Annotated in this window: 15 protein-coding genes; 7 read left to right on the top strand and 8 right to left on the bottom strand. The window is 48.8% G+C overall.

The genetic code is table 11. The features are described from left to right. Positions 1-145: 145 nt before the first annotated feature. Positions 146-739: a methyltransferase domain-containing protein gene (locus KK083_RS16085; protein ID WP_254164534.1), complete on the bottom strand. Its 594-nt coding sequence runs from the start codon at positions 737-739 to the stop codon at positions 146-148. 196 nt (positions 740-935) lie between these two features. Here KK083_RS16085 and KK083_RS16080 point away from each other — a divergent pair, with 196 nt between their 5' ends. Both KK083_RS16080 and KK083_RS16075 read left to right on the top strand, forming a co-directional pair. After that, complete coding sequence (locus tag KK083_RS16080; protein WP_254164532.1) at positions 936-1,805, top strand: helix-turn-helix transcriptional regulator; 870 nt, start codon at positions 936-938, stop codon at positions 1,803-1,805. Positions 1,806-2,019: 214 nt separating this feature from the next. Further along, on the top strand, positions 2,020-2,796 hold the full coding sequence (locus KK083_RS16075; protein WP_254164530.1) for a sterol desaturase family protein: 777 nt from the start codon (positions 2,020-2,022) through the stop codon (positions 2,794-2,796). 24 nt (positions 2,797-2,820) lie between these two features. Here the strand turns inward: KK083_RS16075 and KK083_RS16070 are convergent, their stop codons facing one another. After that, positions 2,821-3,351, bottom strand: a complete 531-nt coding sequence (locus tag KK083_RS16070) for a dihydrofolate reductase family protein (protein WP_254164528.1) — start codon at positions 3,349-3,351, stop codon at positions 2,821-2,823. A 96-nt stretch (positions 3,352-3,447) separates the two neighbouring features. Here KK083_RS16070 and KK083_RS16065 point away from each other — a divergent pair, with 96 nt between their 5' ends. From KK083_RS16065 to KK083_RS16050, 4 genes are all read left to right on the top strand, one after another. Next, positions 3,448-3,813 (top strand): winged helix-turn-helix transcriptional regulator, encoded by a 366-nt coding sequence (locus KK083_RS16065; protein ID WP_254164526.1) that lies wholly within the window; start codon positions 3,448-3,450, stop codon positions 3,811-3,813. 129 nt (positions 3,814-3,942) lie between these two features. Continuing rightward, positions 3,943-4,464: a copper resistance protein NlpE N-terminal domain-containing protein gene (locus tag KK083_RS16060; protein WP_254164524.1), complete on the top strand. Its 522-nt coding sequence runs from the start codon at positions 3,943-3,945 to the stop codon at positions 4,462-4,464. Positions 4,465-4,481: 17 nt separating this feature from the next. Further along, complete coding sequence (locus tag KK083_RS16055; RefSeq protein WP_254164522.1) at positions 4,482-5,039, top strand: hypothetical protein; 558 nt, start codon at positions 4,482-4,484, stop codon at positions 5,037-5,039. A gap of 147 nt (positions 5,040-5,186) precedes the next feature. After that, entirely contained in the window at positions 5,187-7,553 is a 2,367-nt protein-coding gene (locus KK083_RS16050; protein WP_254164520.1) for an ABC transporter permease, read from the top strand. Positions 7,554-7,569: 16 nt separating this feature from the next. On the opposite strand, the gene KK083_RS16045 is transcribed toward KK083_RS16050, so the two are convergent. Continuing rightward, positions 7,570-8,871: an exo-beta-N-acetylmuramidase NamZ family protein gene (locus KK083_RS16045; protein ID WP_254164518.1), complete on the bottom strand. Its 1,302-nt coding sequence runs from the start codon at positions 8,869-8,871 to the stop codon at positions 7,570-7,572. 129 nt (positions 8,872-9,000) lie between these two features. Further along, a complete protein-coding gene (locus KK083_RS16040) occupies positions 9,001-10,251 on the bottom strand; it encodes a hypothetical protein (protein WP_254164516.1) in 1,251 nt (416 codons plus the stop codon). A 145-nt stretch (positions 10,252-10,396) separates the two neighbouring features. Here KK083_RS16040 and KK083_RS16035 point away from each other — a divergent pair, with 145 nt between their 5' ends. Further along, positions 10,397-11,239 carry a class I SAM-dependent methyltransferase gene (locus KK083_RS16035; protein ID WP_317195234.1) on the top strand — a complete coding sequence of 281 codons (843 nt, stop codon included), beginning with the start codon at positions 10,397-10,399 and terminating at the stop codon, positions 11,237-11,239. Positions 11,240-11,407: 168 nt separating this feature from the next. Here the strand turns inward: KK083_RS16035 and KK083_RS16030 are convergent, their stop codons facing one another. The 4 genes from KK083_RS16030 to KK083_RS16015 all read right to left on the bottom strand — a co-directional run bounded on the left by KK083_RS16030 (position 11,408) and on the right by KK083_RS16015 (position 15,102). Further along, positions 11,408-12,562 carry a BamA/TamA family outer membrane protein gene (locus KK083_RS16030; protein ID WP_254164512.1) on the bottom strand — a complete coding sequence of 385 codons (1,155 nt, stop codon included), beginning with the start codon at positions 12,560-12,562 and terminating at the stop codon, positions 11,408-11,410. A 170-nt stretch (positions 12,563-12,732) separates the two neighbouring features. Further along, entirely contained in the window at positions 12,733-13,236 is a 504-nt protein-coding gene (locus KK083_RS16025) for a glycine zipper domain-containing protein (protein ID WP_254164510.1), read from the bottom strand. Between the two features lie 11 nt (positions 13,237-13,247). Next, positions 13,248-13,745, bottom strand: a complete 498-nt coding sequence (locus KK083_RS16020) for a nuclear transport factor 2 family protein (protein ID WP_254164508.1) — start codon at positions 13,743-13,745, stop codon at positions 13,248-13,250. Positions 13,746-13,842: 97 nt separating this feature from the next. Next, a complete protein-coding gene (locus tag KK083_RS16015; RefSeq protein WP_254164506.1) occupies positions 13,843-15,102 on the bottom strand; it encodes a peptidase MATCAP family protein in 1,260 nt (419 codons plus the stop codon). Positions 15,103-15,274 lie beyond the last annotated feature (172 nt).

Genomic DNA, 15,274 nt, shown 5'->3' with positions numbered 1-15,274 from the left:
ATAGTGGATTGAGCGCTGGAGATGCGCGAATGAAGGATCCCCATTTGACAGCGTGCTTACGAAAGTGTCATGCTTTCGAATTAAGTACGCAGTAAGCTTCCGGGGCATCCCTCGCTTGCACCACCCACGATCACCGATTACCGGTTTACCACTTTTCCCAGAGATTCAGATTCCCTTTATACAAAGTGTCTACCAGCTTGAAGTTGGCAGGCACAACAGCGGAGGGAGTCCAGTAGGTGGCGAGGCGTGCGCCGGATGGAAGGGTTGAGAGCTGGTTGATGGTATGGATGGAATAAGCATCATAAAGCTCCGTGCTCAACCGAACGGTCTCATCGATCCGGTGACGGACGTCGATGTTCTCTTGGAAGGGATTGTAGAGATAGAAGGCGTCGTAATCCCTGAAGCGTATGGACGTGACGTTGGCGTGTATGAAATCCGTATTGGGCAAACCGTAGGAGGCCGAGAGTTTTTTGGATAATTCAACAAGCTCCGGCCGTTGCTCGATGCCCGTAAAATGTCCTTTTGTATTGGCGGCACCGATCATGCAGAATTTACCCGCCCCCGATCCGATATCGAGCACCCGGGTGCCCCGCCGGGCGACCAGGAATTCTGAAGCTGTTTTGGCCACGGCCACGGGTGTCCAGTGTTTCCTTGCCAGGGCCCTGATGTGCTCCGGATAAATTTCATTGAAGTCTTCATCCGTTATATCGATGCTTAAGCGTAAAAGTTCGAAGATCATGGTGACGGGTAGTGGCTTCCTGGTGCAAAGGTAATATAATATAGAAGGTACGAAATACGAGGTGCGAAGTACGGAATACCGGCAGATGGAAGAACGGGCGAACCGCAAAGAACACTGAATTGGTTTCTGAAGCCCTTCTCATGGATGCCTTGTGCCGGTTGGCGGAAAATATTAACTTGGTCTCTAAGCCCTCTGTATGAGCCTTGTATTTAATAATTATGACGATACCATTGCCGACCCGGTTGCTTTTAAACAACTGGCGGTGAAGGATGCACTCTTCCTGCATTACAGGTGCCCCCAGGTAGACAAGCATATACAACTTTTTTCGCACTACAACGAGATCATGTTTACGCTCGAAGGTTCGCGCACCATGCATCACAACGGAAAATCGTGGACGCTTACCCGGCACTCATGCCTGCTTACACGCAAGACGGCCTATCTGCAGGAGCTTCCGGAACTGGTAGGGTGGGAGGTGCTCGCCTTTTATTTCCAGGACAGTTTTTTCAGGCAGGTGGTGAACGAATATTACCAGCACCTGCCATTGAAAGGCCTGCCTGAACCGCCCCGCGACATGCTGATAGAGATCAATGTGAACGAAACCACCGAGGCATTTTTTTACAGCATCCTTCCTTACTTTAAACAAGCCACGCCGCCAGCCGAAGCGTTGCTCGAGCTTAAGTTTAAAGAGCTGCTCTTCAGCCTGTTTCTGGATCCGGCCAACGCCGCGCTGCTGGCCCATGCCAACAGCTTGCTGAACATGAACAAAGTTCCGCTCTGGCAGGTCATGGAGACCAACTACATGTTCAACCTTACCATCGCCCAGTTTGCCCGCATGGCGCATCGCAGCACCTCTGCTTTCAAAAAAGAATTTACCGAATATTACGGCACCAGCCCCGGTAAATGGCTTACACAAAAACGGCTGGATCATGCAAAGATGTTGATTGAAACCAGCACAAAAAGTGTAAGCGAGGTAGCTTTCAACAGCGGCTTTGAAAACCTTTCGCACTTTAGCCGCATCTTTAAACAAAAGTATGGCATGTCTCCACTGCAGTACAAAAACCAATAAGGCTCGCCCTAACACACCTCACCAGCGCGAAAATCCAAAAAGCAAAAAAGTTGAACCCCTGAGAAAAGCCGCCCTCACTCCACACCCGTATCTTGGTTTCAAGTTTCAGGTTTCAAGTTGAGCCTGAGCCCGATCCTTTGAATAACTTCAAACTTCAAACTTCAAACTTGAAATTTGAAACTTGAAACCTTAAACTTTAAAACGTCAAACTCACATGCCAACACCACTGGAAATTTTGCTTGACCCCATAAGCCTTATTGTGATCGCGCTGTATATGGGCCTGATGATCTGGGAGGCTTTGTTTCCTGCTCGTGCGTTACCCACCATAAGGTACTGGAAGTTCAAGGGACTGATCTTTTTTGCCATCTACTTTTACCTTTCCAGCTACCTGCCGCTGCTTTGGAACGAATACCTTTCTGCCCACCAGATCTTCGACCTCACGGGCTTAGGCACGCTGGGTGGGGCCGTTGCGGGCATATTGATCTACCAGTTTGGCGTATATGCATGGCACTGGTCGATGCATAAAAACAATGTGCTGTGGCGTGTCTTCCACCAGATGCATCACAGCGCTGAGCGGCTCGATACGTACGGTGCCTTTCTCTTCAGTCCCATGGATATGATCGGCTACACGGTATTGGGCAGCTTGCTCCTGGTATTGGTGGCAGGCTTCAGTCCGCAGGCGTCTACCATCATCCTGTTGGCCAATACTTTTTTCAGCATGTTTCAGCATGCCAATATTCGCACGCCGGTTTGGCTGGGGTACATCGTGCAGCGGCCCGAAGCGCATGCCTTGCATCACGCCAAAGGTATTCACGCTTACAACTATTCAGACATCGCCATCTATGACATATTGTTTGGCACCTGGAAAAATCCCAAGGGGTTTGAACATGAAAATGGGTTTTACCATGGCGCCTCGTCACGGCTATCAGACATGCTCCTGTTCAGGGATATAGCCGAGCCAGCGCAAAAAGGGACGGCACAAAAAAACTGATGGGTGACCGGATCTTTGATGATGTCATTTTTTAAGCTCCGAAAATTTGCTTAAAGAAAGCTGTATTACATCGGGTGTGAGAAGCTTATGTTCGGCGTGCCTGAATTTAATGTTCAGGTCATCGCTTGTGCCGATAATTCCGCCGGCCGAAATGATCGGAATGATATTGAGAACCACGTCGGTTATCAGGTCTTTTTCCAGGAAAGCATTGTAGGTTTCTGTTCCGCCACCAATGATAATTTCATCGAATCCTTTTTGCGTCAGGTAATGGATGGCCTCTTCAGGAGTGCTGGCCACGGTGCGGTCGTTGGCGCTTTGTCTCTTCCCCGAAAGCCAGACGAGCTCCACACCCGGCAACGCTGCCCTCACCTTATCCGCTCCGCCAAGAACTTTTTCGAAATTTTCAAATGATTTTCTGCCCATCACAAGATTGCCCGCCCGCGTAATGTGCTGCATGGCCGCCATCAGCACTTCCTGGGGCACCTGGTGATTCGGGTTTTCAGACAACAGAACTTTTCCGTTAGCAGAAACATTAGCATAAAGTATCACTTTCATCGCTTTGAATTTTGTACGTTTAATGACAAAATTAGAGGCCGGGTATTTATCCGCACCATGCGTTACCCGGAGGTAACTACCTGGCTGAACGTAACCATGAAAACAAAAAAACACGTGTTCCCGCACCAGCAATGTAAAACCAACTTTTTGGCGTTGCGTGACAGCCTCGAGCTTCTGGGTGGCAAGTGGAAACTATTCATTGTGCTACGCATCGGTAAAAACCCCGATGATTTGCATCATTTCAAGAAACTGGAAAAGGATATCATAGGAATATCAGCGAAAGTGCTTTCCAAAGAGCTGAGGGTCCTTGAAGAGAATAAGATCATCACCAGAACTGTGCAAAACACACGCCCTGTCACGGTCACCTATGCGCTCACCAAATACGGGCAATCTCTCATACCGATAGCACAGGATCTGCAGCAATGGGGCTTGAATCACAGGAAGATGATCAGCGGTATTTGATCGTTGCCCAGCGCTCACCGCTGCTTTGTTGAAAGCGCGTGCCCCCTTTCGTCAAGAAACTATGTGATTAGGTGTAAACTTTTAGGCACACCTGTTACCACGGGGTAACTTTCATTAAATGAAAATGCAATGACACAGCTCAAACTTATTTTTAAAGCCTCGTTGCTTTTTATAGCAATGAATGGCTGCCCGCAACAAAACAGACCGGAGACCACTTCGGTGGCTGGCATCTTTGTGGCCAGCACACCCTGCAGCCAGGGATCGAGACCGCTGCCAGGTATTGCCATGCATGACGATTGCAGGCTCATTCAATGGAAGCTCACACTTTACGAGGATGCCGCTGCAAAAACACCAACCACCTTCAAGCTCCAGGCCTTGTATGGATTGCCGAAGCAAGGAACTACCGGACTGGCTGGCGGAAAGAAAATTGAAATGGAAGGAGCTTGGGCCATTGTTAACATAGCAGGGCCAACCCGCGAGGCGATTGTTTACCGGTTGAAAGACAAAACAACGAACGAGACAATTTCTTTTTTAAAGCTCAGCGACAACCTTCTTCATTTGCTGGATAGCGATCAGCGCCTGATGATAGGAAGCGCGGCATGGAGTTATACGTTGAACCGGATAGATAAACCAATAGCCCGGGTTGATTGAATTAAAAAAATAGCATCATGAAAAATACTTTGATAATAGTTGCCATCGCCTTAACGTGCATGCTGGCAGATGCTTTAAAAGCACAAACAGCCGCGGCTGATAATAGACTTTCGCAAACCGTTACCTTCCGCGCCATACCAACGGGGCCGGCTGTATTGGGTGTTTTTGAAGGAAGGCCTCCCTGTGATGGGATAGCTCGACAATTGAACCTGTCAATTCCTGTTGATTGCCCGAAATTAAAATGGAGGCTTGTGCTTTACCGTGACCCCGTTACGTTTCAACCGGCAACCTACACGCTGTTGCTTTCGGGTGGTGGCGATGTAGTTAAACAACCCGACGGAAGCACCCACCAGCAGAAAATACTGGAAGGAACGTGGACCACTGTTAAAGGTATGAGATCAGTTCCTGACGCGGTAGTTTACAAGCTAACGGTAGAAGCCAACGCGTATTTATACTTGCTGCGGGGAGACGAAAATGTTCTTTTTGTGCTGGATGAAAATAAGGAATTCAGGGTGGGTAATGAGAGTTTTAGTTATACGCTGAACAGGGTTGAGCTGGTCTCGGGAAATAAATAAACGGAAGTTGATAGGATCGACCGATTTCGGAACTGCTGTGTTCGGTATTGTGGCGGCCCGCTGGGAAAAAATGCGTTCTCCCGGATTTTTAACATTGGCACGCAATTGTGAGCCACCGAAGGTGATACAGAACCTACCAACCTGCCTATGAAAAGATCATTCCTGTTATCGATCCGGCTCCTGATGAGGGATAAATTTCACAGCTCCCTGAACATCATTGGCCTTGGTGTAGGCATTACGGCCACCATTATCATATTCCTGTACCTGCAAAATGAACTGAACTATGATCGCCATCACCTGAATCATGAAAGGATCTACAGGGTGGCGAGCATTTTCATGACGTCAAATGAGCCCGTAAAATTTGCGGTCAGCTCACCTTCGCTGGGGCCCAGGCTCATGGCCGAGTATCCGGAGATAAGATCGTATGTGAGGATGATACCGCGGCAGGAGACCTTGTTCAAGGTTGATGACAAACTCTTTTATGAAGAGGGTGTCACGCTTGTCGACTCGACCGTCTTTGACGTTTTTACCTATAAGTTCATCAGCGGCGACCCTGCAACGTGCATGCGAAATCCGTCGGGCATTGTGCTGACCGAATCACTTGCAAAAAAATATTTTGGTGACAAAGATCCCATGGGGCAGGAGATTCTGGTGGAGACGAGCCGCCCGGTTGTAGTGACGGCGGTGATCCAGGATCCGCCCGGAAATAGCCATGTTGCTGTGAAAGCGTTTGTTGCTATTTCCAATTGGGACAAAAGCGTGGATGCCATGAACTGGCCCGTCTATGAAATCGAGCCTTACACGTACCTGCTGGTGGATGGTGACTTCGATCCGGAAGCATTTAAACGGAAGCTGGGCCCGTTCTATAAAAAATATGTTGACCAGGATAAGCCCAACTACAACCAGGAGTTTGTGCCGGTGTTTCAGAAATTGTCTGAGATCCATTACGGGAGGAACGACCTGCGGGCCGACTACCCCGTTGGAAATACGAACCACTTATATATTTTCGGCTGCATAGGCCTGTTCATCCTTGCGCTCTCATGCATCAACTACATCAATCTTGCCACAGCCCGCGCGGCAGGCCGGTCCAAGTCAGTGTGGATCAAAAAGTTTGTCGGCGCGTCACGGTCAAGCCTCATCCGCGACTTCATGATAGAGTCCGCCGTTCTTGCCCTAGTCTCCCTGGGGCTCGGGCTTGCCCTGTCTGAGATTACGCTGAACATCGTGGACTTCAACACCACGCTTGGCCTGAAAACAGATATTCTTAATAATAAAGCCCTGCAGGTTTTTCTTGTTGTTGTCTTTCTGATCGCCGGGCTCATCGCGGGAATTTACCCTTCTTTTTTTATGTCGCGGTCAACCGGCGCCGGCAAGGCTGTGACGGTGAGTGACCGAAGCAGGGGGGTGAGGAACGCGCTGGTATTTTTTCAATTCACCATCTCTATCCTGGTGATCAATTTTACTTTTCTGATCCAACATCAGCTTGATTACCTTCAGCATTACGACCTGGGCTTCGATAAAGAGCACGTATTGTCTGTGCAGATGACCGATACGTTGATCGCGAACCGCTACGAGGTGTTGAAAGCCTCTCTGTTGCAGTACCCGGGTGTGGTGAGCGTTTCTTCGGGCAGAAGCCGGCCTGGCTCGTTGGGAACAGGGCTCTACCAGTTTGAAAGCGAGTCGGGTTTTAAGGAGCATAATTTTCGCGTGATGGCTGTCAACTTCGGTTTCTTTGAGACCCTTGGTTTGAAGATCGTGCAGGGAAGGAGCTTTGACCAGAACATGGGAACGGACAGGGAAGCCGCGGTCATTGTAAACGAAGCGCTGGTCAGGGCCATGGGCTGGAGCGACCCGATAGGCAAGGAAATAAGGAACCCTGATTTCAAGGGCAAGGTAGTGGGTGTGGTCAAAAATTTTAATGTATCATCTTTGCACAATGAAGTTCCACCGGTGATGATCCGCATGACGGCGCGACCCCGCGGCAGAATGCTGATACGGTATACCGGAGACGACACACAGGGCCTGCTCGCGCTCATCAGGCAGCAATGGACGGCGATCAGCAATGAACGGCCCCTGGTCTACGATTTCATCTCCGATGAATTCAAGGCCATGTATGCAAAAGATGAATTGCAATCAGACCTTGTTAAAAAATTCTCGATGATCAGCGTCCTGATCTCATGCCTCGGTTTGCTGGGACTCACGTCATACTCAGCAACAAAAAGGATCAAAGAGATCGGTATCCGAAAAGTGCTGGGCGCATCGGTTTGGAGCATCGTGATGATGCTCGGCCGGAAGATCACGCTGCTGGTGATCCTGGCCATCATGCTTTCATCCGGGCTTTCGGTCTGGCTATTTATGAGCTGGGTTCAAACCTTTGCCTATCAGACCGAAGTTCCTGCCTGGATCTTTGCCATCACCGGCACGCTGACCTTGTGTGTGGTATGGCTTACGATATCGTACCATTACATCAAGGCCGCGTCAACAAATCCCGCCAACGTGCTACGGTATGAGTAGATAAGGATGACCTGATCTAACGGTAAAGCAAATATTTCTCCCGCATCTTTTTGTAGTTGCTCAGGCCGGGTTCCCAGCTGGCGCGGATCTCTTTTTCAGATTTGCCTTCGATGATCTGTTTTCTGAACTGGTCGGTGCCGATGAGCAGCTCGATGGTGTTCATCTGCCTGCTCAGCTTCGAGTCGAAGAACTTCTCTTTTTCCGGGTGATTCTTGTAAAGCTCCATGATCCATTGGATGTTGATCTGCTTGCTCTTGCGCAGCAGCTCTACATCATAGGTGCGAAGGTCAAGGCCATAACACACTTCGTTCATGAACAGTGGCGACTCGGCCATACCTTTGATGCTGGTGGGTGTGTACGAGAAGGCGTAGATGCCTTTGTACGCCGGGCTGCCGAGCAGGGTAAACCCATAGTGCGTTCCGCGGCCGTGGTTCACGTAAACACCTTCGAACATACAGGTTGACGGGTACAGCATAATGCCTTGTTGCGTGCTCAGGTTAGGCGAGGGCGGCACGGGCAGGGTATAGGGCATGTCGTGCTCATAGTTGGCATTGGTGATGATCTTCAGTTTGCATTTGGCCTTGTTCGTAAGCCAGCCTTCACCGTTGGCCATCTGGGCAAACTCTGCAACGGTAAGACCATGCGACATGGGGATGGGAAACATGCCGATGCCCGACTTGTATTTCATGTCGAGGATGGGGCCATCGATCAGGTATCCGTTAGGATTGGGCCGGTCGAGGATCAACAGCTCCTTGTTGTTTTCCTGGCAGGCTTCCATCAGCCTTACGAGTGCGTTAATGTTGGTGTAGAAGCGGCAACCTACATCCTGGAGATCGTACAACACCACATCAACATCGGCGAGATCTTCATTAGAGGGTTTGTTCTTGGCGCCATACAGCGAGATCACCTTGATGCCTGAGGTCGGGTCTACCTCATCCGCTACGTGAACACCTGCGCTGGCCTGACCACGGAATCCGTGCTCGGGGCCGAATACCTTGACGATGTTTACGCCCAGGGTTTTCAGGCTGTCCACCAGGTGCCGTTTGCCGATAATGGAAGTTTGGTTTGCCAGCATGGCTACTCTTTTGCCTTTCAGATAGGGCACATACAGCTCGGGCTGGTCTGCGCCGGTTAAGATGGGTTTATTCTTTTTTGCTTCAGGCGGATCAGTGACCGCGCGATCACCTGATTCAGTGATGCTGGTGTCACGTGATTCAGTGATGTTGTTATCGGAGTCATCTTGTTTACGAATACATGCCGCGCTCAAAAAGGCACTGGCAACGATCAGGATGATGAATGGAAGGAGAAGTCGCTGCATAGTAGATCAGAATTTTTACTAAAATAGGATCATTCATCTTAAATGCAATCGACAGATAGGAGCAACGCAAAAAAAAATGCACCGGTGGTGAGCAGCCGGAGCATGGTGATATTTCCAGGAGAAAAATGGTTATTGTTCCGGTTTTGTCATTTCCAAAATGACCTTCTTCAGGTACGCTATGCTTTCGGCAGCCGCCGTTTTAGATTTCTTTGGATTCGCCCAATAGTTGGTGTGCATGAGGAATGGCAGGCTGTCTTTCCATGATGTTGAAGTCAATTGTTTATCCAGCATACCGGCGCCAAAGATCTCGCGTGCCGGGCCGCCCACGTAATCGCGTTTGTAATACAGGTTGTGCCATCGCGTGAAAGCAAAGTGGCCCGCATGGTGGATGATTTCCATAGGTGTATCACGGACCGTGCTATCAGGATCCCGCGAGAAAGGTTGTGAGTAGCTGATGGTTTTGTTTTTCTCTTGTTGTGGTGGATTGGACGGCAGTTCTCTTTCACGTTTCCGTTCCTTAAACATCTCTTTGGTTTCTGCCATCAGCAATTCACCATGCGCCAACGGGCTGCCTAATGTTATAAGGTCTGTTACGAGCCATGGGTTTCCGCGCTTGCGCTGTTCAGAAAACAACAGGCTCTGCAGCTTCATGTATGCTGCAACTTCCGCGTCATTCTTCATGGAAAATCCGGCTACACTTTTTTCGTTGTATTGGTCCATCTGTTTTCTCAGGTAATCCGGTCGAACCTCGTAGTCCTTGTACACCTGAGACCAATAATGTTTCAGCATGTCGTAAGCGATCATGCTTCCTAAGCTGTGCCCCACCAGTACAATCCTGGTGTACTTTTTTGACACATGAAGCTGATGCAACAAGTCTATTCCTCCTTTACGGATCTTGCCGCGTTCCTCGATGTTTTCGGGTGATGCGTATGTATAACGCGCTGCGTCGCCCAGGAAAGCCGTAAGCACAAATGCGAAGATGTTGAGAACCGCGTTCCCTGCCAGCACGACCATCGGGAGCTGTGTCCATTCCAGTTGCTGAAACCAGTTGAGGACGCCGGTGATCAATACCACTATGTAGCCAACAGCGATCAGCCACAACAGGCCGTAGAGCCACCTGATCCTCCCTGGAATATTTTTTGGTTTGCGGAACATCAACTGCACCAACCAGGTCCACACCGACGACAGCTTTGTTCCACGCATATTGTATGCCCAGTAATACTCAAAGAAATCAGTACGAAGCTCCTTTCCTTTGTACATTGTAAGCTGCCGCAATTCATAGCTGCCCGAGAAAGTATCCGGAATATTGTACACCTGGATCCAGTCTTCCTGGTTCCTGTAGTCGCTCACGGAGTCCACGAAACCGCGCAGTGTGCTCATGGGTTTTTGCTCACCGATACCGTGAATTACTATAACTGCTTGTCTTAACATATTGCCCTGTTTAGCGGAGAAGAAAACAAAAAAGCCCGCGGAAAGAAAAACTCCTTCCCAATGGGCTCATATCAAAGGTGCAAAATTGCCGCAAGTGAAGCAAGTCTCCCGGAGGGTGAATCTAACGAACAATCATTCGGGTAGGCGATTGGTCCGCCAGCGGTGGATTACCCCGCAAAAATTGATAAGTTTGATAAATAAAAAAAATCGGAAGATGAAAGCAGATTATTCTAACAAGGCGACCAACGAGGAGATCAGGGAAAGATTTGATAAGGATACCGAACGTTTTTCCAATCTTCAGACGGGACAACAAACCACAATAGATGCACCGTTGACAATGGAGCTGTGCACCGAAGCAGCACGGTATGCTAACCCACAGGCTAAGGAATTGCTGGACATCGGATGTGGTGCCGGTAATTACACACTGAAAATGTTGAGTAAGATCCCAGATCTCAATTGCGTGCTGAATGACCTGAGTCTTCCGATGTTGCAAAAGGCTGAAGAAAGAGTAGCGCCGCAGACAACGGGAAAGGTTACGTTGATCCAGGGTGATATGCGAAACCTCAACTTGGAAGCAGATCGCTTTGATATTATTCTTGCCGCGGCTACACTGCATCACCTGCGCGATGACGACGATTGGGAACTGATGTTCAATAAAATTTACAAAGCATTGAAACCGGGCGGCAGCTTTTGGGTATCTGACTTCATTTGCCATCATTCCGAGGCTATCAACAAGTTGTTTGAAGATAAATACACCAGTTATTTAGAGTCGCTGGGCGGTGTTGAGTACCGGGAGAAAGTATGGGCCTATGTACGTTATGAAGACACTCCCCGTTCTTTGAATTACCAGCTTGCGTTGCTCGGGAAAGTAGGATTTAGCCAGATAGATGTTTTGCATAAGAACTCATGCTTTGCGGCTTTTGGGGCGATAAAATAGAGAGGGCTTTTCCTACTTCCAGAAACTAACCATGCTTTTTTCAATTTTTTGAGTAATAATCCGCATACCTTTCTTTTGTGGATTATTGCCACATCCGGTATCGACGACAGTCTTTAATCCTGTTGATCCTGTTATCCTGTTAATCCTGTTATCCTGCACAATCAGCGTTTAAAAGGTCTCTGTAGCGGCCAGGTAAAACCCGGATGATTGATCGCCAAACCCGAAATCAATCGCAAGGTTTGTTCGTGTGGCTTTGTCTACCATTAAGCGCACACCCAGGCCATAGGCAGGTTTTACGGATTGGAATAACGAGAGCGATTGTGCCTTGTTACTGGCGGTAGTTGCATTTACAAACAATACGCCTCCCAGAATTCCTCCGCAAGGGGAGATGGGAAAACGATATTCCGCTTCGCCATATACAAGATTATTTCCGCGAAAGCGACCCTGTGAATAACCACGCGCGCTCCGGCTTCGCTGATCATAGGCTGTAGCAGGCAGTGCCATGTAGGGGAATTTGCCTTCGGGCGTGAACTCACCCATCAGCCAGAACGCGATCAGATGCCTCGGGTTTTTAGGTGACAGGCGATGAAAACTTCGCCACTCCAGGTGTACAAAGCTGGATGGATTTTTATTGCCCAGGAATCTCGGACCACCCCGCCATGTGACCATCAGGTAGTGACCTGAATACGGATTGATCATGTTGTCGCGTGTATCCCAGATAAAATTCAGATTGAAGGTCGATAAGGAGTAATGATCGGTGTTGAATCCATAATGCTGACTATACGCATAGTGACTTGTGATCAGGGAGTCGCCAGGGGAGAGTCGTAACTTTTCATCCACAATTTTGGTATAGCGGTCGAGACAGTATCCCACGCCCAGGTAAAATCCTTCGTGACGTTTCAGGATCCTGAATGATGCCGACTGGTATAACCGGATGAAATTAAAATCCAATGGCTGGGCCAGGGAATCTCTGGAGGTCTCGACTCCGCTCAGGTTGTATTGATATTCCAGGATCCCTCCCTCGGGAGCATTCGTGCCCAATCCGTAAGTGGCTTGTGAGAAGATGAGGTACCGCCAATCGCCGGTAAAGAAAATGTTATTGTTTTTTGTGTAGATGTTATTTTTCAGCAGAAAGATCTTTTGGTTTTTTGAGGTGAACTGAACGCTTCCCGACACCATCGAAAAGCGGGTACCGGCGCCGGGCATTTTGAAACCATACTGGAGGCCAACGCCCACCATGAACCCCGTGGCAGGACTAGATCCAATAATCGGGATCAAAAAAAAAGACCCGGTATTGTCGCCCGCCTTTGGGGGTTTGTTCATTATGCCCCGGATGAGATCACTCAGATCTCTTTGGACGCATGCGGTATCACTGGTGCTTGTTGTTTGATCTTGTGCCCTGACGAGAAAAGAGAAGAGTGTGAGCCATGTGAATATCAGGATGTATTGCATAAAAGTTCAGCTGCCTGCGTTCTGCAAGCATGAGATACTTCTTACTTTACCGTATAACCTTTCCCTTCAAGACAAACCGAAAATGCTTTCTTAAAGCTTTCACTAATGGCGGTTTTTTGTTGCGCGGCAGCCTCATTGTTTTTTTCCTGCTGTTGTGCCTCATTGGTTTTCTTTGCTCTTCGCCCTGCGAGGCCACCCGCTACAGCTCCAATAGCGGCACCTTTTCCGGCGTCACCGGCAATGGCGCCGATCGCCACGCCTGCGGCAGCTCCTTTTGCTGCACCGACCACGGCGGTTCCGTCAGGAGATGTATCCACTTTCTCTGCTTCCACTTTTGGGGGATTCAACGGATCGATGCCGGATTCCTGTACCGCCCAACGATAGCAGTCCGCGTCATCTTTTTCCTGTGTTGCCTGATCCTGATTTTTGGTGGGGAACACATAGAGGCCCAGATTTTTAGCAAAGGTAGTGGTGGCTGGCTTGGCAGTTTGTGCGTAGCCCATGGTGCAAAACAGCATCATGCCTATGATGAGTATCATTTTCATAACGTCCTGAGTTAGTTGTTGGTGATAAATTTGTATCCAAGCTGCCGCAAAACGTCTGCTTCATTGTAGAAAGTGCGGCTCAGGGTAATTTTTCCATTTTCGATCCGGTAAATCGCGTTCATGTTCAGATACACCGGCCCGCGTCCGTCTTTATAAGTGATCTTGAGACTGGCCCAGTCAGAAACAAAATTCCCCGGGTTCGGACCGTCTGTTACGTCCGCCGCAATGTTTACCGTGCGTGTGTATTCAATTTTGTCATAAAGATTTTCTGCTGCCTCTTTCCAGCTGGCAATGGCCTGTTGCTTATTGGTGGAGTCTGAAAACGAGGGACCATATCCGATATAATTATCGGCGAGCAGATCGCTCATCGTTTGTGTGTCCTTTTTTTGCACGGCCTCGATATATTTCTGTATCACGGCAATGTTTTCTTTTTCAATTTTCTTTTGGGCATCAACGGCGCATGCAGCAGCCACCATACCGGTGATGATAAATGCAAGTAATGTTCTCATGATCTTTTTTGTTGGACGAGTCTTCATTTCAGTTGTCATATTCGCGATAGCTCAATTCCATCTGATCTCAGCAGGAGTTTTTTCCAAGCTGCACGGTTCAAATGTGTACTTCATCTTCAAATTCGATAGCGCGCTCCAGGTATACTTTTTCCAGTTTTATATTGCTCAGGTATACAGCAAAACTAATGGCGGCGGCAAGTTTGGTCATGTCCGATGCCCATACCGGAACATATAGAGGTTGCTGAAGCCATCCTGTCCGGAAGAACGGATCAAGCCGAAGCGCGTCACCCATCGTTAACCTTCCGGCGAAGAGGTTTCGGATTAAACCAGGGCGGTTATCTCTTATGGCCACACGCATGAAGGTGTGCACTTCAAGAAGCCCTTCGAGGTAAACGGAATCTTTGGTGAAAACAACCCCGCCTCTCACATCGCCACCCCTGAAAATGCGTTGCGCTGACCGAACAGATTCTTCCGGAGGCTGACCGGCATCGAGGAAGAACTTAAAAATTTCCACAAAGTCGGCACCGTCAAGCGCTTTCTTCACGGCGATTACGCGTAAAGCGATCCTGCGGAGTCGCGTGATGTCTATGGCGTTTGTGAGGATCTCGGCCATAACAGCCAGTCCTTCCTGTGTGCGGGTTGTTCTGGGTGCCCCCAAACCGAGCGATCTCAGGTTCGACTGTTTCTTTCCATTCAATAGCGTTGCTGTGTGTATAAAGGCTTCATGATAGAGCAGCTGATTGTCTTGTGATGAAAATAGGGCGCTGCCCCGAAGGCGGATGCGGGTTGCGCCTGCAAGAGCCTTTGACGCCAGGTTCGGATCGAGCACGACTTCCACACAATCCTTTTCGAAAAATTCGTCCACTTCTGCTTTTAGCCATCCCGCGAAGGCTGTCGCAGAAATATCGCTGATGGCCGGTGGGAAGTCTGCATTTCCGATAAGTTTATCAGTGACGTTTAAGAAGAAGATGGCGCCGTCAACAGGGCTTTGGCCCTGAAGTTTATAAACCGTATCAGGACGTCCGTATATTTTGGTGGAATAGCGCGTAAATTCGGGCGTTCCGATATGGCTTAACATGTGGGCACAATCGGCATAGCTTTGCGCGGTATCGGCCAGGAATTTCTCGACTGCCTGATTCTTGTCACAACAAGCTACGATCGCTTCAAGGCTGGTAATACTCGACGTCAGATCCTGTCGTTGCAACGTAACCTCTGGCAGGCGTAAGTTTCCTCTGCGCCAGTTATCCAGGAAAATCTTTTCCGAGTCCAATGGCCATTCAAGCGCTTTGAGTACACGGATCTTTCCGGACGCATGAACCAAAGCCGAGTCAAGTTTTTTAATTTTTTTACCGTCCATTGTTTACAGTTATTTTTCTACATCCCCTCATTCATTTACAAACACAGATCAACCTTTTACCACGATGCACTGAAAAACTATTGCAGCTGGAAAAATGCAAGGCCTGTTTTCTTTTGATAATGTTATTCCATTACTAAAAATACAGAATGATCGCAGTGGAAATTGTGTTATT

The organism is Chryseosolibacter histidinae, from assembly GCF_018598225.1.
Classification (GTDB): Bacteria; Bacteroidota; Bacteroidia; order Cytophagales; family Cyclobacteriaceae; genus Chryseosolibacter; species Chryseosolibacter histidini.
This window is presented reverse-complemented; position numbering and strand designations above follow the sequence as displayed.